Genomic DNA, 19,526 nt, shown 5'->3' with positions numbered 1-19,526 from the left:
AGACCGCCCCGTCCCCGCCCTCGTACCCATCCAGCCACCCGACCAAGAGCCAGCCCCCAAGTTCGGCATCCACCCGCAGATCAGCACTTGCACGCCTGAGGAATCAAGGCGAGCAACTCCGGGGCCATCCTCAGCACAGGGGGAGGAGATCCAAAGGTCTCCATCACCCCGCGAGTTGACCCCGAACCGACGGGGCCACCCCCAGAATCCGGGCACTGCACCCTCGGGTTCGCGCTGAAGAACCTTCAGTTTCCACGAACTCGCGGGCGTCACCGGCCTCGGGGAACATCGGTACAGCGGTTATCGGTGAGAATGATCAGGGCCGTCCAGCACAGTGATCCACTTCGCTGCTGGGGTTCGCCGAAACGCCTCCGGGCCTGGTCCGGGGCTGGCTACGGTCCGGCTCGTGCCGGTGGAATTTCTGAGTGATGAGCAGGCCGAGGCGTAGGGGACGTTCGCCGAGGAGCCGACGAGGCCCGAGCTGGAGCGGTTCTTCTTCCTGGACGACGTGGATCGGGACCTGATCGCCCTGCGGCGGACGGAGCATCACCGGCTCGGGTTCGCGCTCCAGATGTACACGGTGCGGTACGTCGGTCTGTTCCTGGAGGACCCGCTCGCGGTGCCGTGGCCGGTGATCGAGCACCTGGCCGCGCAGCTCGGCATCGAGGACCCGTCGGTGGTCAAGAGGTACGCGGCCAGACGCTGTACGACCACGCGTGGGAGATCCGGGACGCCTACGGCTACCACCCCTACGAGGACGCCGAGTGGGGCCGGCGGTTCCGTACGCTCCTGCACGGCCGGGCGTGGACGCACGCCGAGGGTCCGAAGGCGCTGTTCGACCATGCGGTGGGTTGGCTGCGCCGTCACCGGGTGCTGCTGCCTGGGGTGTCGGTGCTGGCCCGGCAGGTGTCGGAGGCGCGGAAGGTCGCGGAGAAGCGGCTGCACGCCACCGTGGGGGCGCCGCCCGCCGCGCGGACCCTGCGCTGCCCGGCGATCTGGTGGCGACATTGAAGACGCCGGAGGGCTCGCGGTTCTCGGAGCTGGAGCGGCTGCGCCGGCCGCCGACGCGGACGACGGGCACGGCGTTCGCCCGTGCGCTGGAGCGGGTGGACGAGATCGGGGCCTACCGGCTGGGGCGGCTGAAGTTGTCGCAGATCCCGCCGAACCGGATGGCGGCGCTGGCCCGGTACGCGCTGGGATCGAAGGCGCCGCTGCTGGAGCGGGCGGTGGAGCCGAAGCGCACGGCGATGCTCACTGCGGTGATGCGGCACCTGGAGGCGAAGGCGATCGACGAGGCTCTGGACCTGTTCCAGGTCCTGATGGCCACCCGGCTGCTGAACACGGCGAAGCGGAAGACGGAGAAGGAGCGGCTGTCCACGCTGCCGCAGCTGGAGAGGGCGTCGCGGGTGCTCGCGCGGGCGGCGAAGGTGCTGTTCGAGGAGCTGGAGCTGGTCGAGGAGCAGGAGGCGGACCTGGACGTGGCCGCGCTGTGGGCGGCGGTGGAAGAGGTCGCGCCGCGCGCCGCCGTGCTGAGCGCGGCGGCCACCGTGGTGACCCTGGTGCCCGAGGACGAGAACTCGGCCGAGGTCGCCATGCGGGCCGCGCTCGCGAACCGGTACGCGACGGTGCGGCCGTTCCTGTCGCTGCTGGGTGAGTCGAAGGCGCTGGACGCGGCGAGCGCCGGGAAACGGGTCCTGGCCGAGGTGCGCGGCCTGCCGGCGCTGGCCCGGCGGAAGGCGGGGGTGAAGCCGCTACTTCCGCGCGAGGTGGACGACAAGCTCGTACCACCTGCGTGGCGCAAGGCGGTGTACGCCGACCCGGATCTGCCGCAGGGCGCGGTGGATCGGGACGCCTACGTGGTGTGCGTGCTGGAGCAGCTGCACCGGGCCCTGAACAACCGCGACGTGTTCGCCGCCCCGTCGCACCGCTGGTCCAACCCGCGGGCCCGCCTGCTGGACGGGCCCGACTGGGACGCGGTCGAGGAGGACGTCCTGGCGGCCCTGAGCCTGGACACGCCCGTGGAGGAGCACCTGGCGGAGCTGGTACGCGGCCTGGACGCCGGATGGAAGCAGCTCGCCGAACGCCTGGAGGAGGCGGGGCCGGCGGCGAAGGTGTCGATCGGGGTGCAGGACGACGGGCGGGTGAAGCTGAACGTCGACAGGCTCGGCGCGCTCGGCGAGCCGAAGTCCCTGACCTGGCTGCGCAAGCGGGTCGAGAGGATGCTTCCGAAGATCGACCTGCCGGACCTTTTGTTCGAGGTGAACGCCTGGACCGGCTTCCTGGACGCGTTCGTGCACCTCGGGGACGGCACGACCCGGATGAAGGACCTGTCCACCTCGGTGGTCGCGCTGCTGGTCTCGGAGGCGTGCAACATAGGCCTGGCCCCGGTGGTGAACCCCGGCTACGAGGCGCTGACCCGGGCCCGGCTCGTGCACGTCGACCAGTACTACCTGCGCGCCGACACCATCGCCGCGGCGAACGCCGCGCTGATCGCTGCTCAGGCCGAGGTGCACATCGTGAAGTTGTGGGGTGACGGGCTGCTCGCCTCGGTGGACGGGCTGCGGTTCGTCGTCCCCGTGCGGACCGTGAGCGCGGCGCCGTCGCCGAAGTACTTCGGGTTCAAGCGCGGCATCACCTGGCTCAACGCGGTCAACGACCAGGTCGCGGGCATCGGACAGATGGTTGTCCCAGGCACCCCGCGCGACTCCCTGCACATCCTGGACGCGCTGCTGAACCTTGACGGCGGCGTGAAGCCGGAGATGGTGGCGACCGACAACGCCTCCTACTCCGACATGGTGTTCGGCCTGTTCAAGATCCTCGGCTACAACTTCTCACCCAGGTTCCGCGACCTGGACGACCAGCGGTTCCGGCGGGCCACGATGCCCGGCGTCGAGACCGGCACCTACGGCGCGGAGGAGGACCTGGCCCGCAACCGCGTGAACCTGAACAAGGTGATCACACATTGGCCGGACATGCTGAAGGTCGCCGGCTCCCTGGTCACCAACCAGGTCCGCGCCTACGACCTGCTGCGCATGTTCGGCCGCGACGGCCGCCCGACCCCGCTGGGATCGGCCTTCTCCGAGTACGGGCGCATCGCCAAGACCGAGCACCTGCTGTGCGTGGTCGACCCGGTCGACGACACCTACCGCCGTCAGATGAACCGGCAGCTCACCGTGCAGGAGTCCCGCCACAAGCTGGCCCGCGACGTATGCCACGGCAAGCGCGGCGCCATCCACCAGGCGTACCGCGACGGCATGGAGGACCAGCTCGGCGCGCTTGGCCCGGTCCTCAACGCCATCGTGCTCTGGACCACCCGCTACCTCGACGCCGCCGTCGCCCAGCTCCGGGCCGAAGGCCACGAGATCCGGGAAGAGGACATCGCCCGGCTCTCCCCGCTCAAGCACCGCAACCTGAACCTGCTCGGCCGCTACAGCTTCACTGCCAGCGTTCCTGCCACAGGTGCCTTGCGTCCGCTGCGTGACCCGGATGCGCCCGAGCTGGATGAGGACGAAGAGGGCGAGGAGTGAGTGCGAGGGTACTGCTCGACGGTTACGCAGTGCCCTCGATTTCGGCCCGCACCCGGGCGGCGGGCGTCACTTCTCGTCCGCGCCGGGTTCTGCGCTGATGGATGCCTGGTAGACATCCGCGTAGGTAGGGGAATCCTTGACCAGGTCGTCGCAGAACGCGGCGACGTCGGTGCCGATGAGTTCCACAACCCCCTTGCCTGCGGCGACGCCCTCCTCGAAGAAGTCAATGATCCCAGGGAGAAGGGACCCGTCGGACAGGCTGACCGGTCCGACCTTGAACAGGTACTTCTGCATCTCCTTGTAGACGATCTGGTAGTCCGGCGGGAGTGCCTTGACCCGAGCCACGTGCGCCCGCCACTGTTTCTTGCCTTCGATGATGTCCTGGATGCTCACGTCAGCCTCCCAGCCGGCTCAATTTCCTCGCGACGTTCCTGTTCAACTGCTCGCGCCACCGGTCGCGATAAGCCCGGGCCCCTGCTCCGCCAGCCAGCGCGGTGCAGAAGCCTTGGATGTCCGCGCCGAGCACCTCGTGGACGCTCTGGCCGTCCGCCGCTGCTACTTCGAGCAGCCCCAGGGCGGAGTCGAGGATCGGCATCAGGTTGCGACCGGTGAAGTCCCCGTAGGGGAAAAGGTGGGCGATGATCTGCCCCCACGCCGCCCGGTAGTCGTCCGGCAGGACATCGGCCCGGGCCTCGAACGCCTTCCATTCCCTGGTGAGATCGCTGCCTGTGACCTTCTCCCAGAAGTTCATCTCCCGCCCTCCTTGAGCCTGTCGATGCGTGATGAGAGGTACTGCCATTTCGCCCAGAACTTCGCGAGTTCCTCGCGTCCGGCGTCGTTGAGCGCGTAGAACTTGCGCGGCGGACCAACCTCGGAGGGTCGTTTCGTCACCTGAACGAGCCCGTTCCTCTCCAGCCGCAGCAAGATGGTGTACACCGTCCCCTCGATGACGTCGGCGAAGCCGAGCTCGTTCAGTTGGCGGGTGATGGCGTACCCGTAGGTTTCCTCGTTGCCGATGATTTCGAGCACGCACCCTTCGAGCGTGCCTTTCAACATCTCCGTCAGGTCGTCCATCGCGGATGCTCCTCAGCCCTGTCGGTACTGCGTGCTACCGAGTACTGCTATACGGTATCACCGAGTAGTGGAGGGTGGCAGCTCCTCCGGTAGGCGCAAACCCGGGGCCGTCGGCGAGGACCAGTGCTCCACGGCGGCAGCCACTCATCGACCCTGCTCCACAGCCAGTGCGGGCTCACGCTCCGATCCCCGATCTCCTCATGCTGCTTGCCGGCCAGCTTGCGCCTGTCGGAAAACGATCGTTTGACGACAGGCAGCCGATGCGTCCAATGAACGTGGGAAATCCGGGAGTTCGCGGCGGCCCGAATCCAATCAGATCCGATGGTGATTGCTGACAGGGTTTGACGACAGGTAAGGTCCGATCCTTCGTACGGAACGGGCCCTCGGTGGCGAACCTGGTCTACAAACGGGTCTCGACCGACCAGCAGTCCACCGCCCGGCAGAACCTCGTCCTGGACGAGGCCGGCATCGAGGACCCCGTCGTCTTCGAGGAGGACCCGGGCACCTCCAGCCGCCTCCACCCCCTCCAGCGCCCGAAGTTCCGCGAACTGCTCACCTACGCGCGGCCGGGCGACACCGTGCACATCTCCGAGATGTTCCGCCTCGTACGCGGCACCGGGCACATCCTCGACTGTCCAGGTGGTAGTGCTCCGGTTCGTCCTTCGCCGGCCGGGTCGGCACCCTGCCGTACTCGATATAAGCAGGAGTCGGCGAGACGGGGGCGACCTGGCTGGGGTCGATGCCGGTCTCCTCCGTCAGCTCGCGTACCGCCGCGTCGATCAGCATGGTGTCGGTCGGCTCGAGATGACCCCCTGGCTGCAGTGTGATCCCATACGCGAGGTGTTCGATGAGCAGGATCTCGCTGTCCTCACGGACGAGGAGCGCGCCAACGGTCACGTGCATGGGGAAGCTCCGCCGCGAGGCGAAGTCCCGGCGTTGAGCCATGTGCCGCAGGGGCTCGGACAGCTGATCGGCTTCGTCCGGGTAGCGCTCAAGGTAGGCAGCAAAGACACCTGAGATATCCGAATCACTGATCGCCACGGGGCACCTCCACACCAGCCCGAGAGCGAAGCTCTCCGTGACCGACTGCTCGGATGAGAGCAACGAGCGCTAACAAGTCGGCTCCATAAAGGGAGCGTGGCGTACGAGGAGGTCTACAAGTTGCGCCTGAGCCGGTGCGCGCCAACGCGCCCAATGCTCGGCTCAAGCGTCCCCAGAACTTTGGTGGGCCGCCGCCCTCCAATCAGCGAGACGCCGGTACAGCCGCACTGCGTGGACTCGGTCGTGTGATGGCACCCGGCGGTCGTCTGCTTTTCACAGGCCGCGCTCGACGCGGCCGGTACGATGGCCCACCCCGGCCGCTCTCACGGCGGTGGATCCGCGTCCACCGAGAGGACCCCGCAGTGAGCCAGAACCGCCCTGCCCGCGCGGCGGTGTTCTCGGCCGGGTCCTGGGGCACGGCCGTCGCCAAGATCCTGGGCGACGCCGGAACCAGCGTGGTGATGCACGCCCGCCGGGACGAGATCGCCGACGGGATCAACACCCAGCACCGCAACCTCGGCTACTTCCCGAGCATCGAACTGCCTGCCGGCGTGACCGCGACGACCGACCCTGCCACCGCACTGAACGACGCCGACTTCATGGTGCTGTCCATCCCCGCGCAGAGCCTGCGGTCCAACCTCGCCGCGTGGGTGCCACACATTGGACCCGGCACTGTGATCGTGTCGCTGATGAAAGGGATCGAGCAGACCAGCCACCTGCGGGCAAGCCAGATCATCACCGAAGTGGCCGGCGTAAGTACGGACCGGGTCGCGGTGCTGTCGGGCCCGAACCTGGCGCGCGAGATCATGGAGGGACGGCCCGCCGCTGCCACCGTCGCCTGCTCGGACGAAGACACTGCCCGCCGCTTCCAACAGGCCTGCCACACCCCGTACTTCCGCCCCTACACCAGCACCGACGTGACCGGCTGCGAGCTGGGCGGCGCGGTGAAGAACGTCATCGCCCTCGCGGTCGGCATCGCCTCCGGCATGGGCCTGGGCGACAACGCGACGGCCATGCTCATCACGCGCGGGCTGGCGGAGACTACTCGGCTGGCAGTCGCGATGGGGGCCCACCCGGCCACCCTCGCCGGTCTGGCCGGCCTGGGCGACCTGGTGGCCACCTGCTCCTCGCCGCTGTCCCGGAACCGCACCTTCGGCACCCACCTCGGCCGCGGCCTGAGCGTCAAGGCGGCGACAGCCGCCACTCGGCAGACCACCGAGGGCGTCAAGAGCGCCGAGGCGATCCTCGTCCTGGCCCACGCTCACGACGTCGAGATGCCGATCACCTCGGTGGTCTCCGCCCTTCTGCACGAGAAGGTCACCCTCAACGAAGCCGCGGCCGCACTGATGCAGCGGCCCCCCAAGCCCGAGCGCTGACCCCGGCGCCCCGTAAGGCAGCGCGCGCCATCACCACGTTCCACAACGGCGAAGCACCCTGCTAAATCAAAGGTGCCGATCCGTGCCTACGGCGAAAGGTGCCGCCCTCAGGTCTGGAGGGCGGCACCTTTCGCCGCACTTGACCTCGCACACCAACACCCTGTCCGCTTGATGGGGGCGGGCGGTAGGTGGGCGTCGGGGTGGGGGAGCATGTGCCCAGTTGTCGATCGTTCGTGAGCTGGCTGATCCGGGCCACACGGGCGGCGGCATCAACAACAAGAAAGGTCGGGTTGTATCGAGCTCGAGGACTGGACGGCCGTTCGGTTGCCGGGCCCTCAACATCGCGCCGAAAGTCGCCCCGGTCGTGCACGTCAGAGGAGCTGGAGCACCTCGGCCAGCGCGCCGGGACGCTGGTCAACGGGCAAGGGATCGACCAGGTGGACCCGGCACCCCAGCGTGGCAGCGCCGACGTCCGCAACAGGCTCGTCTCCCACCATGAGTGCATCGCCGGGCGCCACTCCGAGCTTGTCGCACGCCATCTGGAAGATCCGGGGATCGGGCTTCTTCACCCCGCACTCGAAGGAGAGGAAGTAGGCGTCCACGAGGTCATCGACACCGTGGTCGCGGAAGACAGGGCGCATGTCCCAGCCGATGTTGCTGACGACAGCGACCGGGATGCCTCGCCCGCGCAGGGCGCGGAGGGTTTCCTCGGCGTCGGGATAAGGCAGCCATGCCCCGGATACTTGGGAACGTTCATACAGGGCCTCGGCCAGGTCAGCCACAGGCAGCTTCGCTTCCCGGGTAAGGGTTGTGAAGGCAGCCCGGTGTCGTTCGGCGGTCAGATCGCGCTCCCGCCACAGTGCCCCCAGATGGGGCGGCACTGTGCGCGGAGGAACCCCTCCGGGCTGAGCCCCGAACTCTTCCAGCCGGCTGACGCACGCGTCGAGTTCACCCTCGGGCACGTCCAGACCGGCCTTCGTTGTCACCGCGCGCAGCCACTGCGCGGCCGATTCGATCCGGAAGAGGGTCCCGGAGAAGTCGAACATCACACCCTTGATCATGCTGCCGATCCTGGCGGCGCCGACGAACCGGCCGCAAGCCCAAGACGATCAAGATCCGCAACCCGAGCAATCCGCCAACGTCCTCAAGCCCTTGATGCCCGAAGCGGGGCCAAATCACCTTGCGTACAGGGGCGTGAATCACCGCCACACGCCCCCTGCGACCCGCCGGTGAGGCCAAAACAACTCCGTGCACTGGAGCCAAAACAAGTGCTTACAGACAATCGGGTGGAGACGAAGCTGCACACCGCGGTCTGCTCTGGGAAGGTGACCTTGGCTACGGCCCAGCAGGCCATCGTTGCTGAGTGGACAACCGCGCTCGGCCGACTGGGTCTCAGCTGACCGGTGGGCTCGGGTACACGGCGGCTGCGGCCCCGGTCAATCGTTCCGGGCCAAGGGCAGGACGGCGGCACGGAGTTCGCTGGCCGCCAAAGTCGACGGCCGGACAGCCATGAGCCCGGTTCGTGCGGCTGAACTCGCCGGGGGCGAGTTCAGCACTGGTTGCCCGATGGATCCAGCGTGCTGCAGGTCAGACGGCGCGATGCAGGCTGCCGCCGCTCACACGGCTTGCCGGATGCTGCCCAGTGCGCCTCCCGCGGCCTGTCTGCAGTCGCGGCAGATGCCATCGGGGTGCGCCGGGCCAACCATGGGCCTGCCGCAGTCGTGGCATTCAGGGCGTTGCTGCCTCTTGCTCTCGCGAGCAGCACTGGGTTGGGGGGCGTTTCCGTTGCGGTGATCGCGCCGGTGTTCGGCGCATCGGGGGCATGACTGATGGGTGTCGATGATGACCCCGTCTTCGCAGCGTGGGTCAGGGCATTCGCGGCCGCACTTGTTGATGGGACATCGGTGTGAGGCTATGAGCCGTACCGCAACGCCGACGGGGTGGGCCAGTCCTGGTCCGCCGGTGGAGATGTCGGCGGTTGAGGCGAGGCCCCAGGCGTACCAGCGGCGGTCGGCTCGCGCGATCAGCTCTTCGGCAGTGCGGTGCTGGTGTTCGCGCAGGATGGTGTCCCGCAGTGCCGTGGGGCGGAACCGGGGGAGCAAGGCGCGCAGTTCCTGTGGAAGGCCGGCCTCGACGGCCTCGACGACCTGGGTTTGGCCCGGGGTCATGCGTTGGCGGACACCGCTACGGGGTGGGCGTCCCTGCCGTGGTGCCGACGGTTCAGGTCGTCCGTTGCCGGTGTCGTTGCGAGGGGCGTTCCTACTACTTGCTGTATGAGGCCTTCGGCCGGTAGCGACGCTTCGCGCCGCAGGCGCGGTTTCTTGGTGTTGTTCTTCTTGGTCTACTTCAACCCCTTGCTGGGGGGGTGCGAAGCGCTTTGTTGCGGGGGTACGTACCCCCACAACAGGGGGTACGGTCTGGCCTGCTGATTTCGCGGAAATCCCAGGTCGCCCCGTGCCCCCTGCCGTGGGGGTACGGGAGTTCACGCCGCAGAAGGATATGGCTGGCGGCAGTGGCGTGCGGCTCTTGCGCGCCTGCGCCCGGGCGTGGGCGGTCTGCTGGCAGTGTTCCTTGAGTGTCTGGCGGGTGGCCGTGAGCCATGAGTCGAAGGCCTCTTCGCGGGCGTCGCGCTCTTCGGGGGTCTCGTCGGGGACAGCTCGGTTAAGGGCGTACCAGTCGGCCATGGACCGGGGGCCGCAGTAGTCGACGGGTGGGGTCTGGTGCACGATGTAGCGGTTGCGGCGCACCAGGCCCGTGGTGGAGCGGATGACCTCGATGGCTCCGATCACTTCCAGCTGCAGCATGTACTTGGAGACGTTTTCGGGCTTCTTCAGTCCCAGGATGCGGGCGAGTGTGAGCAGGCCCGGCCAGACCTCGTTGTCGTCGCGCGAGGTGTTGAGGTGGGCGGACAGTGCCCAGTACAGGGTTCGGGCGTCGGAGTCTGCGCCGGAGAGCAGGACCCAGTCGCCGACCTGGGTGAAGGGGGCGCGGCGGCCGAGAGAGACCTCCAGCGTGTGGTCGAGGGCTGTCGGGTCGTCGGGTACGTGTGTGCTCACTGCGCTGCACCTACTGGGTGGGGGGTGTGTTTGGTGCTGTGTCCGGTCCGTGGCGGCGGGGGAGGTGCCTGCTGTTCCTCGCTGGTCAGGCGGGGTGCGCAGGGTGGGGTCGGTGCCGTGTTCGGTTGGTGTCCCACGGGACGGGCGCGTGCTGCCATTGCTCCCCCATTAACGTCAGTTCATGACTGGGGTTGATACTAGACACGAGATCCACTTCATGACCAATAAACTTGGCTGGACACGTCAGTAGTTGAGAGTCGTTCAGTACACTTTGGGCCCGGGCGTCCATGAACTAGCGAGGAGTCGGGGGATGAGCGGCGAGGCCGAGCATGGTGCCGGCGGCGAGGCGGACCGCACGCTCGCACAGAAGATCGATCATCTGTTCGAAACTGCGACACCGAAGGGCCAAAAGGCTCCGTCACACGAGGACGTCGCTGCTGCCATCAACATCGCAGCGGGGGAACGGGCGATCAGCGGCGCCTATATCTGGCAGCTGCGTACCGGCAGGAAGACAAACCCGACCAAGAAGCACCTCGAAGCCCTGGCCCGCTACTTCGGTGTCAGCCCTGCCTACTTCCTCGACAGCGAGCAGGCGCAGCGCATCGACGAGCAACTCGCGCTGCTGCAGGCGCTGAAGGAGAGCGATGTGCGCAACATCGCACTTCGGGCACATGGCCTTTCCGATTCGAGTCGGCAGACCCTGGCCGGAGTCGTGAGCCATCTGCGGATGCTGGAAGGGCTGGCAGAAGAGCCGACCTCGCGCGACGGCGACGTCTGACGGTCGCATCCGCGCATCGCAGGCGCGAGCAGACAGAGGTTCACCCGCTGTCTCGATCTGAGCCGTACTCGTGCATCGGTGGCCGCGGCCAGCGGCAGTCCTCCTGCTGAGAACCCGTCCGGTGGGGGTCTCTGCCAGATCTCGCCACCCCTTCGCTAATGTTCACGTCGCAGACGGTTTCTGAACGAGTCGTGTCACGCCCTGACCAGGCCTGGCATGACCCGGGCTGTGGTGGCCAACCAGCAAGGATGTCCCACTGACGCGCGAGCCGCCGTCGCAGGAAAGAAGTCTGACCTTGATCTAGGGGGAATGGTTGAAGGAGCGACAGCTTCGTCGCCGCTGCAAACAGGAGCTCCAAGCCCTGGACATCCAACCGCCTCTGCAGGTGGAGGCCCTGTGCCGCGCATTGGGCGAGCGACGAGGCCGGCCGATTCATCTGGTGCCCTACTCCTTGCCCGTGCCGGGCCCCTTCGGAGTCTGGATTGCCACGGGTACCAGCGACTTCATCGTCTACCAGAGGGAGACGACGAAATCCCACCAGGACCACATCATCTTGCATGAAGTGGGCCATATCCTGGCCGACCACGACAGTGACGACGGCGACGAGGAGCTGTGGGGCCTGATGATGCCCGACATCGCGCCCGAAGCGATCCGCCGGGCACTGCGGCGTACGTCCTACGACCAGGAACACGAGCAAGAGGCGGAGCTGGTCGCCACCATCATCCTGGAGTGGGCCTCGGTGCTGAACCGAGTCGCACCCCCACGGCCAACAAACGTGTCAGTCCGGCGAGTCCAGACGGCGCTGGGTGACAGGCAGGGATGGCTGTGATCGTCTCCCTCATCATGTGGGGCATGAGCCTGGCGTTCGCCGCAGCGCTGGGGTGGAAGATAACTCAGCTGGTCAAGGCCCCCCATGACGCGGCTCTGCGTGCGGTCACGCTGTGCCTGACCAGTGCCGCCTGCTCCTTCATACTGGCTAAGCACTTCGCCGGCTGGATGGTTTCTGTGGGCGGCCCGGGCGCCCCTCGACTGGTGCAGAACCTGTTCGTACTCGGCATGGTGTACTGGCTGATGTGCTTCTACCTGTACTCGGCCGCCACGGATGCGGCCGAGGGCAACAGACGCGCCCGCCGGGAAGCACTCCTGCTGGCTCTCGCCGCCATTGGCCTCATCACGGCCACCGTCGCGGCAGGCGTTCACGACCACGGCGCCAACTTCCGGGGATCCGACCTTCGCGATCCGGCTCTTGTGAGCTTCTACCTCATCGCGGACGTGTATCTCGTCTACGCCCTGGCCATGGCCCTGCGGTGGACCTGTGCCTACGCCCGTGCATCACAGCGACCGCTGGCAACCGGCCTCTGGCTGGCAGCCGTGGGTATCGGCGCCATGGCCGCGTCCTGCACGATCCGTACCGTGCTGACCGTGGTCCGATGGCAAGGGGGCAGCGTACTCCCGACTGTCACGCGGGCCTCAAGCGTGATCATCGCGCTCGGGGTCCCGCTGTTCCTCATCGGAGTCAGCTACCCCGGAGTCGCCACCCGGATCGCGGCCGTGCGTGTACGCCGCCAGCACCGCCGCATGTATCGCCGACTGGGACCGCTGTGGCAGGTACTCAACGAGGCATATCCCGAGCACGCCCTCTACCGGATGCCGACCACACCGTGGCGCGACCACCTGCTCCCGCTCGGCGTCCACCGGCGTTACTACCGCAGAGTCATCGAATGCCGTGACGGCCTGGTGCGGATCAGCCCCCACCTGGCGCTCGCAGCGGACAGCACCGCCCAGGACCAGGCGGAGTCTGCCGATGACCTGGCTGCTCAGCTGTACTCCGCGCTGCGCAACGAGCGACGCAAAGCGGCACCGGTGGCTCCAGCCCAGGCTGTCACCGTCGCGATGCCGCGCACACAAAGCTTGGAAGACGACGTGCGGCAGCTCGTGGCGCTGTCGGACGCGGTGAAACGACGCGTCTTGGCCGGGGCCAAAAACGCAGACGGAGAAAGCGAGACGGCATGAGCCAGATACTGATCACGGCAGGGCAGGTGCTGCTCGGTCCCAGCAGCGCTCACGTGCGGGACGGCGCCGTCCTCATCGCGGGGGACGGCATCGTCGCCGCCGGGGCGCGCGAGGAGGTGCTCGCGTGTGCCGAACCGGACTGCCGGACGCTGGACTTCCCCGATTCCACCGTGTTGCCCGGATTGATCGACTGCCACGTTCACCTGGCCTTCGACGCAGGACCGGACCCGGTCACCACCGTGCGCGAGAGCGACGACGCGACGCTGCTCCTCGGGATGGCAGGCCGGGCACGGCAGCTGCTCGACGCCGGCATCACCACCGCCCGTGACCTGGGTGACCGCGGCGGGCTGGCCGTCCGCCTACGAAACGCGATCGGCGAGGGCGCAGTGGCCGGACCGCGGATCCTGGCAGCCACCGCGCCGCTCACCGCCCGCAACGGGCACTGCTGGTTCCTCGGAGGTGAAGTCGAAGGGGAAACCGAGATCCGGGAGCAGGTGCGCCGTAACGCCGAGGAAGGCGCGGACGTCATCAAGGTGATGGCCACAGGAGGGGGCCTGACTCGTGGCGGTCCTGCTATTTGGGAGCCCCAGTTCACCGCCGAGGAACTCGCCGCCGCCGTCGAGGAGGCCCACCGACTCGGTCTGCCGGTGGCCGCCCACGCGCACGGCGTCGACGGCATTGCCGCCGCCATCGCAGCAGGGGTCGACTCGATCGAGCACTGCAGCTGGATGACCGAAGACGGCAGCTCCGACCTGCGCGAGGACCTCCTTGCGGAGATCATCGCCAAGGGAATTCCCGTCTGTCCCGCCAACCATCCGAACTGGCGCGCCTTCGCCGACCGGGTCGGCGCCGAGAAGGCCGCCGAACTGTTCGCCCCGATGCGCCGGATGGCAGAACGGGGGGTGAACCTCGTGGCGGGGACGGATGCCGGGGTGCCTCGAGCTGTCTTCGGCGGACTGGTCTCCAGCCTGGAGTTCTTCGAGCACTTGGGAGTTCCCAGGAACGGCATCATCGACATGGCCACGGCCCAGGCCGCCTCTGCGCTGGGACTGGACGGCCAGACGGGCCGCCTCGCTGAGGGGTACCGCGCCGACATTCTGGTCGTCGACGGCGACCCCCTGGCCGGCTTGGACGCGTTGCGTGCCGTGCGCCTTGTCCTGGCGGGCGGCCGTCCGCACATCCCCGAAGACGCCGCCCTGCGACGCCACCTTGCCCACACGGCCACGCAGACAAGCGAGCTCTGACGCGGCTTCCGCTTCCGTGCCAGCTGAGAGCCAGCGGGTCCTCCTCGAAGCAGGGCCCGCTGGTGTCCCGCAGGAAGGCGTCCCATGCGGCGGGAACCTGCTTCGCCGAGCCAGGCACGGCGCCCACCGCCATCTCACCTGAGACGGGGGCGTCTGGACGTGCCGGCGGGGTTCCCTGGCCCGATACTCCGACCGGAACGTGCTGTCCCTGCGCATGAGCGCTTGCACGTACCAGTCAACGGAGCCCGCTCACGGGCGCGCTCCACAACGACAGCCCAGACAGGTTGCCGATTTGGGCTGTCGTCGCGCTCAGCTGCGGCCCCGCCGCGTCCTTCTGAACGGGGTATCCGCTCCATAACTCACGTTGAGCATGAGCGGATTGCCGGGGCAGCTCGATCCAGCGCACCTTCCACGAGCTGCCGACGCCGACACCCATATATTCCGGCGGACGCGACCTACACCAGGCCGTTGACACGGCGGCTCTCGGGTAGTGCCCGCGGTCTGGTGCGGTGGCACTTCAGCTGCATGTACAGGTCGGCGATCGCCGCCTTCAGGTCAGCTATTTCCCGGGATAGTTCTACCTCTTTCAGGACATGCCCGCACACAGAGTCACCTCTCATGTTGCGAGCACCCCCTTCAACGAACTGCCGTTTCCAGTTGCGTATCGCCTGTTCCGACACATTGGCGAGTTCCGCAGCCTCGGTCACGGTTGCCTGCCCTGACAGCAAAGCGAGAATGATCTTGGTCTTCTCGTCGGGAGGTATGACGGGTGGCCTGGACATCTATGACACCCAACACCGAACCCCGTCTTCTCCGCCGGATCTGCCTTCATGGAATGAGAAGGGACCCGTCACCAGCATGCGGCAGGCCTCGGTCAGGGCACGCGGCCGTATACAAGCGCATTCCGACGCAGACATGTTTCCCCCTTGTCGTTTACACGAGTCGATCATAGCTTGACCTGCCACTTGACAGGTAAGTAAGCGCTTTAGCGTGGACAATGGGACAAACGGGAGCGTTTCCTTCCAAAGAAACATGTTTCTTTTACGGTGACACGACATCTACGGTTGCGACATGCAGCCCTCGGTGCGAACTCTCGTTCTCGAAAACGGGATACGTGTTGTCACTCAGAAAACAGAAGGACCACCCGCAGTAGCCGTATCCGTGCAGTATGGAATCGGTTTTCGTAACGAACCGCGACACCGCTGCGGATTTGCTCATCTCTTCGAACACATGATGTTCCAGGGAAGCAAGAACGTCCCCACCCAAGGCCACTTCTCGCTGGTCCAGGCATGCGGAGGCGTAGCCAACGGAAACACTTACCAAGATCACACCGAATACCATCAAGTTGTTCCGTCAACCGCTTTGAGTCGTGTTCTGTTCGCCGAGGCCGACCGCATGCGAGCCCTCGACATCACCGAAGCAAACCTCCGCACGCAGATCGACGTCGTGAAGGAGGAGATACGCTCCAATGTCTTGAACAAACCCTACGGTGGGTTCCCCTGGACCATCCTGCCGCAGGCGCTTTATACCAAATGGGAGAATAGGCACAACGGGTACGGCGACCTGCAGGACGTCAGCCGCGCCACCCTCGACGACTGTACTGACTTCTTTGATTCGTATTATTCGCCGTCCAACGCGGTCATCTCATTGTGCGGAAACTTCGGCCATCAGGACGCGGAATCCCTCGTACTGGAGCATTTCGGCGATGTCCCGTCGCGCCCTGTACCGTCCCCGCCCGATCTGCACGAACCGTGGCCGACGAAACATGGCCTCCTACGACACACGGACCCGATGGCGCCCAAGCCGGCCACGGCCTTGGGGTACCGCATGCCCGGCCCGGCGGACAGCGTGGACGGCTACGCGGCCCACCTGGTGTTGTCGGCCCTGCTCACGGGCGGATACCACGGCCTTGCCAAACAGGTCGTCGGCGATGTCTCCTCCGGATGCGGTCTGTTCGGTCCCCTCAAGTGCGCCGCTCCGGAAACGTTCTTGATCGTCGCCACCCACGACGAGGGGCAGCACGAGCTGGTGACCGAACGCATCGGGCACGTGCTGCACCGTGTGGCCAGTGGCGGGGTCGACGAGCCGGCCGTGGCAGCGGCCGTCCAGAGCACACTCGCGTCGCTGTACCGCAGACAGGACTCGCTGCTGTCACTGGCCAGCGTGGCCGGGACCGGGCAGATCCTGTTCGGGAATCCGCGTATCGCCGCGGAGCTGGCGACGTGCGTAAAGCAGGTCACCAAAACCGCGGTAGCAGATGCCGCCGCCTCACTGCATGGCCAGTTCGCGGCCGCCGTGCACCTGGTGAAAGCGTGAAAGGACCAACAGTGTTGCCGCCGATCGCCGCACTGCCCGAGGTAGTAGTCCCCCCCATCGTGCGCACCGCCACAGCGTCAGGCATGACCGTCATAGCCAGCCGCTACGCGCTGGCCCCCATGGCCATGGTGCGCCTGTCCCTTTCCTACGCACCCGCCGATGCCATCACTCACGCGCGAAGCGAAGTGTTGGCCGCAGTAGTGGACAAGACCCTCTCCGACGCGCTGGCCGGCACAGGAGCATCGGTCACGATGCAGTGCCAGGGACAGTGGCTGGGCGTCTCGGTCTACGCCCCGTCACACACTCTCCAACACGTCCTCGACCACCTCTCCCGTACCGTCGCCTCCCCCTGTGCTGACAGCGCTGTCACCGCGTGGGCGACACAACAGGTGATCTCCCGGACCCTCCTGGCGGCCGGCCAGCCTCACATCGACTCGGCAGACGCGTTCCTGCGCCACCTGTACCAGCCCCTCCCGGCGGCCATGGAACTGGCAGCCCACACCACTTTGGTCGCCGACGTCACCACTGAGGCCCTGGCCGGCCACCAAAGGCGCATGATCAGCGCGCGAGGCGGCCACCTGGTCGTGGTCAGCGACCATGATCCGAAGGTCACGGCCACGTGGTGCGAACGCTACTTCGCCGACGTGGCCGATACCGGAAACCAGCGCGCACACTGCCCCGCGCCGGACACCACGCGAACGGTCGTCGTCGACCGCCCCGGCTGGCACCAGTCCCACATACGGCTCGCCGCCCCCGCCATTCCCCGTCACGCCCCCGACTATCTCGCCCTGTCGCTGGCAAACGCGGTCTTCGGCGGCTATTTCTCCTCCCGCCTCGTCCTGGGGCTCAGGGAGAAGGAAGGACTCGCCTACCGGGTCCAAGCCGTCTTGGGCGAGCACCTCGACCAGCACGTGATCCTCATCGAGGCGGACACCGCACCCGAGCGGACCTCGCACACCGCTACGCGCATCGCCTGGTATCTGCGGCAGATGACCTCGTCACCCATCACGGGACAGGAGGTGGACCAGGCACGCCGCTATATGACGGGAACCATGCTGATCTCCATGTCCTCTCAGGCCGGCCTCGCCTCAACCTTCGACGCCGCCCTGATTGCCGGTGAGGACCCGGAGAACATCCCCCTTGTGCTGCAACGGCTGGCCGACACCTCGACGCCCCAGGTACGCCAGGCCGCCGCCGAGTTCTACGTGCCCGACCGATTCGGCGGAGTGATCGTCGGAGACGCCGGCGCGGACGCGAAGGAAAACAGGTGAACGAGACAACCCCGACAGGCAGCGTTCCGGCCTTCACCGGGCAACGGCTTTTGTACGTGGTCACCGGGTCGGTAGCGGCGATGTTCGCCCCGATGTGGGCCAACTGGCTTCGCACGGCCTACCCCGATGTCGAGCTCAAGGTCGTGCTCACCGAGTCGGCGGAGAACTTCACCGGCGTCTCGGCGCTGTCGCTGATGGCAAAGAGCGACATCATCAAGGACGCTTGGCCCAAGCCTCCCCTGACGGCGTTGCATGTGGAGCTGTCGCACTGGGCGGACAGCGTCATCGTCTACCCCGCCACGTTCTCCTTCATCGGCCGCCTCGCACAGGGGATGGCCGACACCCCGGCAATGCTGGCGCTGCAGTGCACGAAGGCACCCATCGCCGTTGCCCCGGCCTTGCCGCCCGGTGCGGCCGAGTCGCACTCCTACGCCCGGCACATGAAGGAGCTGGCCCAGTGGCCCAACCTCACCGTGGTTCCCGGAATCCGGGGGATATCCGCCACCACCGGCGAACGAGGCTCCCACGCCCCCGCCCAACTACCGGCAGTCATAGCGATGTTGGAGAAACACCGCTACCGCATGAAGGCGCAGGCCAATGGCTGAGCTGATCGACCGATTCGAGACGGGTTACCTGTCCACCGTCATCACCCGCCACGACTCGTCGTACGAATGGACCCACAGCGGCGGAACCGACCGGCCGCGCCCGCTGGCCGCCCCGTCACGGCATTTGTTCCTGGCGGCGGAGCGCGCCGGACACGATGAGGTGCGCTTCGTCACGCCCACGTCCCAGGTGCTCACGGACGGGGGAACGGCACTGACTTATCGGACCCCCGGCCCCAGATCCTTGGCGTCGATGTTCCTGTCCAAAGAGGACCCGGCCGACGCGGCCAATCTCCTGGCGTGCGTGGCACGCGGCCTTTCGCGGTTCCACACCCCGCTGCCGGACGGCACCCGCCCACGCACGCCCAACGGCATTGACCGGGTGATGGCGTGGCTGGACAACGGGCAAGGACCGATGGCCGCCGCCGCCTGGCACACCCTCGCCCGCCAAGAGCTCGGGATGTCCCGATGGAACACGCTGCGCCACTGGTGCGACCTGTTCACCCGGCCAGAGGCGCAGTTCGTCGTGCACGGGGCGATGGGCACGGGAATGATCGTTCCCAGTGCGGAGAACATCATGCGGGCCGCGGTGCTGTGCGGCACTGAAGAAGCCGCCTCGCTCCCTGAGTTCGACATCGGCTGGATGCTGGGCGAACTCCACGAGAACGAGCACCTCAACGGGCATGACCCCGCCTACGTCAGTGAGTTGCAACGAGCGTTCTTGTCGTCGTACGACCGGCCCGTCGACATGTTCACTGTGTCGATCGCCACCGCGCTGCGGGTGCTGATCCACGCCCACGACTTCGCCGCCTACATGGGGTGGTCCCGTCTCATGCCCTCGTATGTCCCGCTCCTCGCCGAGTTGGTGGACAGCGAAGGGGCGTGCGCGGTCACCGCGGCTGCGTCGCGGTGACGGCCCTGTCCACAATCTTCTTGGCCGACGCCAGGCCCACGCCCGGCAGTTCCTCGCGCACCCGCTTGAGGGCTTGCATCGGATGGGCGTGCGGGTCGATGCCGGCCTTGTCGAGCAGGTCGCAGGCCCAGCGCACCACGGGATCGGATTGGGCGGCGTAGTTCTCCAGGGCGGCAAGGGCCCTGCGCAGTCCCGGGACGTCCTCGGGGCCCGCCTGCTCCAACTCGGCACGCACGATCCGTAGCGTCGCGTCGACGTCGGCGATGACCGGCACCTGCCGGTTGCCGATCCCGAACATTTCAAGACCTGCCATGG

The 19,526-nt window shown here is 67.1% G+C and carries 18 protein-coding genes and 2 pseudogenes; 12 read left to right on the top strand and 8 right to left on the bottom strand.

Going from position 1 to position 19,526, the window contains the following annotated elements; translation table 11 throughout:
• The first annotated feature begins 406 nt into the window (after positions 1 to 406).
• Positions 407 to 3,527, top strand: a pseudogene (locus ABT288_RS32945) (Tn3 family transposase).
• A gap of 66 nt (positions 3,528 to 3,593) precedes the next feature.
• Here the strand turns inward: ABT288_RS32945 and ABT288_RS32940 are convergent.
• From ABT288_RS32940 to ABT288_RS32930, 3 genes are read right to left on the bottom strand one after another with little or no spacing between them, the layout of a single operon-like run.
• The gene (locus ABT288_RS32940; protein WP_351615623.1) at positions 3,594 to 3,920 is read right to left on the bottom strand and encodes a DUF1048 domain-containing protein; all 327 of its coding nucleotides are present in this window, start codon (positions 3,918 to 3,920) and stop codon (positions 3,594 to 3,596) included.
• Between the two features lies 1 nt (position 3,921).
• A complete protein-coding gene (locus tag ABT288_RS32935) occupies positions 3,922 to 4,278 on the bottom strand; it encodes a DUF1048 domain-containing protein (protein ID WP_351615620.1) in 357 nt (118 codons plus the stop codon).
• The gene (locus tag ABT288_RS32930; RefSeq protein ID WP_351615617.1) at positions 4,275 to 4,601 is read right to left on the bottom strand and encodes a PadR family transcriptional regulator; all 327 of its coding nucleotides are present in this window, start codon (positions 4,599 to 4,601) and stop codon (positions 4,275 to 4,277) included. Before ABT288_RS32930 ends, ABT288_RS32935 begins: the two co-directional genes overlap by 4 nt.
• Before the next feature lie 386 nt (positions 4,602 to 4,987).
• Between ABT288_RS32930 and ABT288_RS32925 the strand changes: the two are divergent.
• Positions 4,988 to 5,173: pseudogene (locus ABT288_RS32925) on the top strand (recombinase family protein); the annotation flags it as partial.
• Here ABT288_RS32925 and ABT288_RS32920 read toward each other — a convergent pair.
• The gene (locus ABT288_RS32920) at positions 5,154 to 5,504 is read right to left on the bottom strand and encodes an NUDIX domain-containing protein (protein ID WP_351615614.1); all 351 of its coding nucleotides are present in this window, start codon (positions 5,502 to 5,504) and stop codon (positions 5,154 to 5,156) included. The pseudogene ABT288_RS32925 and the gene ABT288_RS32920 sit on opposite strands and share 20 nt — an antisense overlap.
• Between ABT288_RS32920 and ABT288_RS32915 the strand changes: the two genes are divergently transcribed.
• Positions 5,442 to 5,618 carry a hypothetical protein gene (locus tag ABT288_RS32915; protein WP_351615649.1) on the top strand — a complete coding sequence of 59 codons (177 nt, stop codon included), beginning with the start codon at positions 5,442 to 5,444 and terminating at the stop codon, positions 5,616 to 5,618. The two genes, ABT288_RS32920 and ABT288_RS32915, sit on opposite strands and share 63 nt — an antisense overlap.
• 386 nt (positions 5,619 to 6,004) lie before the next feature.
• Positions 6,005 to 7,018: an NAD(P)H-dependent glycerol-3-phosphate dehydrogenase gene (locus ABT288_RS32910; protein ID WP_351615611.1), complete on the top strand. Its 1,014-nt coding sequence runs from the start codon at positions 6,005 to 6,007 to the stop codon at positions 7,016 to 7,018.
• Positions 7,019 to 7,389: 371 nt separating this feature from the next.
• Here the strand turns inward: ABT288_RS32910 and ABT288_RS32905 are convergent, their stop codons facing one another.
• Both ABT288_RS32905 and ABT288_RS32900 read right to left on the bottom strand, forming a co-directional pair.
• Complete coding sequence (locus ABT288_RS32905) at positions 7,390 to 8,079, bottom strand: HAD family hydrolase (protein ID WP_351615608.1); 690 nt, start codon at positions 8,077 to 8,079, stop codon at positions 7,390 to 7,392.
• Positions 8,080 to 8,634: 555 nt separating this feature from the next.
• On the bottom strand, positions 8,635 to 10,074 hold the full coding sequence (locus ABT288_RS32900; protein WP_351615605.1) for a hypothetical protein: 1,440 nt from the start codon (positions 10,072 to 10,074) through the stop codon (positions 8,635 to 8,637).
• Between the two features lie 310 nt (positions 10,075 to 10,384).
• On the opposite strand from ABT288_RS32900, the gene ABT288_RS32895 reads away from it, so the two are divergent.
• The 4 genes from ABT288_RS32895 (at position 10,385) to ABT288_RS32880 (ending at position 14,109) form a co-directional block, all read left to right on the top strand.
• Entirely contained in the window at positions 10,385 to 10,852 is a 468-nt protein-coding gene (locus ABT288_RS32895; RefSeq protein WP_351615602.1) for a helix-turn-helix domain-containing protein, read from the top strand.
• Positions 10,853 to 11,165: 313 nt separating this feature from the next.
• The gene (locus ABT288_RS32890; protein WP_351615599.1) at positions 11,166 to 11,681 is read left to right on the top strand and encodes a hypothetical protein; all 516 of its coding nucleotides are present in this window, start codon (positions 11,166 to 11,168) and stop codon (positions 11,679 to 11,681) included.
• A 23-nt stretch (positions 11,682 to 11,704) separates the two neighbouring features.
• The gene (locus tag ABT288_RS32885; RefSeq protein WP_351615596.1) at positions 11,705 to 12,865 is read left to right on the top strand and encodes an MAB_1171c family putative transporter; all 1,161 of its coding nucleotides are present in this window, start codon (positions 11,705 to 11,707) and stop codon (positions 12,863 to 12,865) included.
• On the top strand, positions 12,862 to 14,109 hold the full coding sequence (locus tag ABT288_RS32880) for an amidohydrolase family protein (protein WP_351615593.1): 1,248 nt from the start codon (positions 12,862 to 12,864) through the stop codon (positions 14,107 to 14,109). Before ABT288_RS32885 ends, ABT288_RS32880 begins: the two co-directional genes overlap by 4 nt.
• A gap of 455 nt (positions 14,110 to 14,564) precedes the next feature.
• On the opposite strand, the gene ABT288_RS32875 is transcribed toward ABT288_RS32880, so the two are convergent.
• Positions 14,565 to 14,891, bottom strand: coding sequence for a helix-turn-helix domain-containing protein (locus ABT288_RS32875; protein WP_351615590.1), 327 nt, complete (start codon positions 14,889 to 14,891; stop codon positions 14,565 to 14,567).
• Between the two features lie 289 nt (positions 14,892 to 15,180).
• Between ABT288_RS32875 and ABT288_RS32870 the strand changes: the two genes are divergently transcribed.
• The 4 genes from ABT288_RS32870 to ABT288_RS32855 are packed head-to-tail and all read left to right on the top strand — an operon-like array spanning position 15,181 to position 19,211.
• Entirely contained in the window at positions 15,181 to 16,425 is a 1,245-nt protein-coding gene (locus ABT288_RS32870; RefSeq protein ID WP_351615587.1) for a M16 family metallopeptidase, read from the top strand.
• Between the two features lie 14 nt (positions 16,426 to 16,439).
• Positions 16,440 to 17,696 (top strand): M16 family metallopeptidase, encoded by a 1,257-nt coding sequence (locus ABT288_RS32865; protein ID WP_351615585.1) that lies wholly within the window; start codon positions 16,440 to 16,442, stop codon positions 17,694 to 17,696.
• On the top strand, positions 17,693 to 18,301 hold the full coding sequence (locus ABT288_RS32860; RefSeq protein ID WP_351615583.1) for a flavoprotein: 609 nt from the start codon (positions 17,693 to 17,695) through the stop codon (positions 18,299 to 18,301). Before ABT288_RS32865 ends, ABT288_RS32860 begins: the two co-directional genes overlap by 4 nt.
• On the top strand, positions 18,294 to 19,211 hold the full coding sequence (locus tag ABT288_RS32855) for a hypothetical protein (RefSeq protein ID WP_351615580.1): 918 nt from the start codon (positions 18,294 to 18,296) through the stop codon (positions 19,209 to 19,211). The genes ABT288_RS32860 and ABT288_RS32855 overlap by 8 nt, the downstream gene beginning before the upstream one ends.
• Here the strand turns inward: ABT288_RS32855 and ABT288_RS32850 are convergent.
• A complete protein-coding gene (locus tag ABT288_RS32850) occupies positions 19,189 to 19,524 on the bottom strand; it encodes a hypothetical protein (RefSeq protein ID WP_351615577.1) in 336 nt (111 codons plus the stop codon). The two genes, ABT288_RS32855 and ABT288_RS32850, sit on opposite strands and share 23 nt — an antisense overlap.
• Positions 19,525 to 19,526 lie beyond the last annotated feature (2 nt).

The organism is Streptomyces sp. NPDC001093, from assembly GCF_040298985.1.
GTDB lineage: Bacteria > Actinomycetota > Actinomycetes > Streptomycetales > Streptomycetaceae > Streptomyces.
The sequence above is the reverse complement of the archived record's forward strand: the minus strand, read 5'-3'. Positions and strand labels throughout refer to the sequence as shown.

Bases quoted from the DNA above. Each gene is read 5' to 3' on its own strand.
- ABT288_RS32895 (WP_351615602.1), top strand. From the start codon at position 10,385: ATGAGCGGCGAGGCCGAGCATGGTGCCGGCGGCGAGGCGGACCGCACG.
- ABT288_RS32850 (WP_351615577.1), bottom strand. From the start codon at position 19,524: ATGGCAGGTCTTGAAATGTTCGGGATCGGCAACCGGCAGGTGCCGGTC.
- ABT288_RS32885 (WP_351615596.1), top strand. From the start codon at position 11,705: ATGAGCCTGGCGTTCGCCGCAGCGCTGGGGTGGAAGATAACTCAGCTG.
- ABT288_RS32935 (WP_351615620.1), bottom strand. From the start codon at position 4,278: ATGAACTTCTGGGAGAAGGTCACAGGCAGCGATCTCACCAGGGAATGG.
- ABT288_RS32930 (WP_351615617.1), bottom strand. From the start codon at position 4,601: ATGGACGACCTGACGGAGATGTTGAAAGGCACGCTCGAAGGGTGCGTG.
- ABT288_RS32880 (WP_351615593.1), top strand. From the start codon at position 12,862: ATGAGCCAGATACTGATCACGGCAGGGCAGGTGCTGCTCGGTCCCAGC.
- ABT288_RS32920 (WP_351615614.1), bottom strand. From the start codon at position 5,504: ATGCACGTGACCGTTGGCGCGCTCCTCGTCCGTGAGGACAGCGAGATC.
- ABT288_RS32855 (WP_351615580.1), top strand. From the start codon at position 18,294: ATGGCTGAGCTGATCGACCGATTCGAGACGGGTTACCTGTCCACCGTC.
- ABT288_RS32875 (WP_351615590.1), bottom strand. From the start codon at position 14,891: ATGTCCAGGCCACCCGTCATACCTCCCGACGAGAAGACCAAGATCATT.
- ABT288_RS32870 (WP_351615587.1), top strand. From the start codon at position 15,181: ATGCAGCCCTCGGTGCGAACTCTCGTTCTCGAAAACGGGATACGTGTT.
- ABT288_RS32905 (WP_351615608.1), bottom strand. From the start codon at position 8,079: ATGATCAAGGGTGTGATGTTCGACTTCTCCGGGACCCTCTTCCGGATC.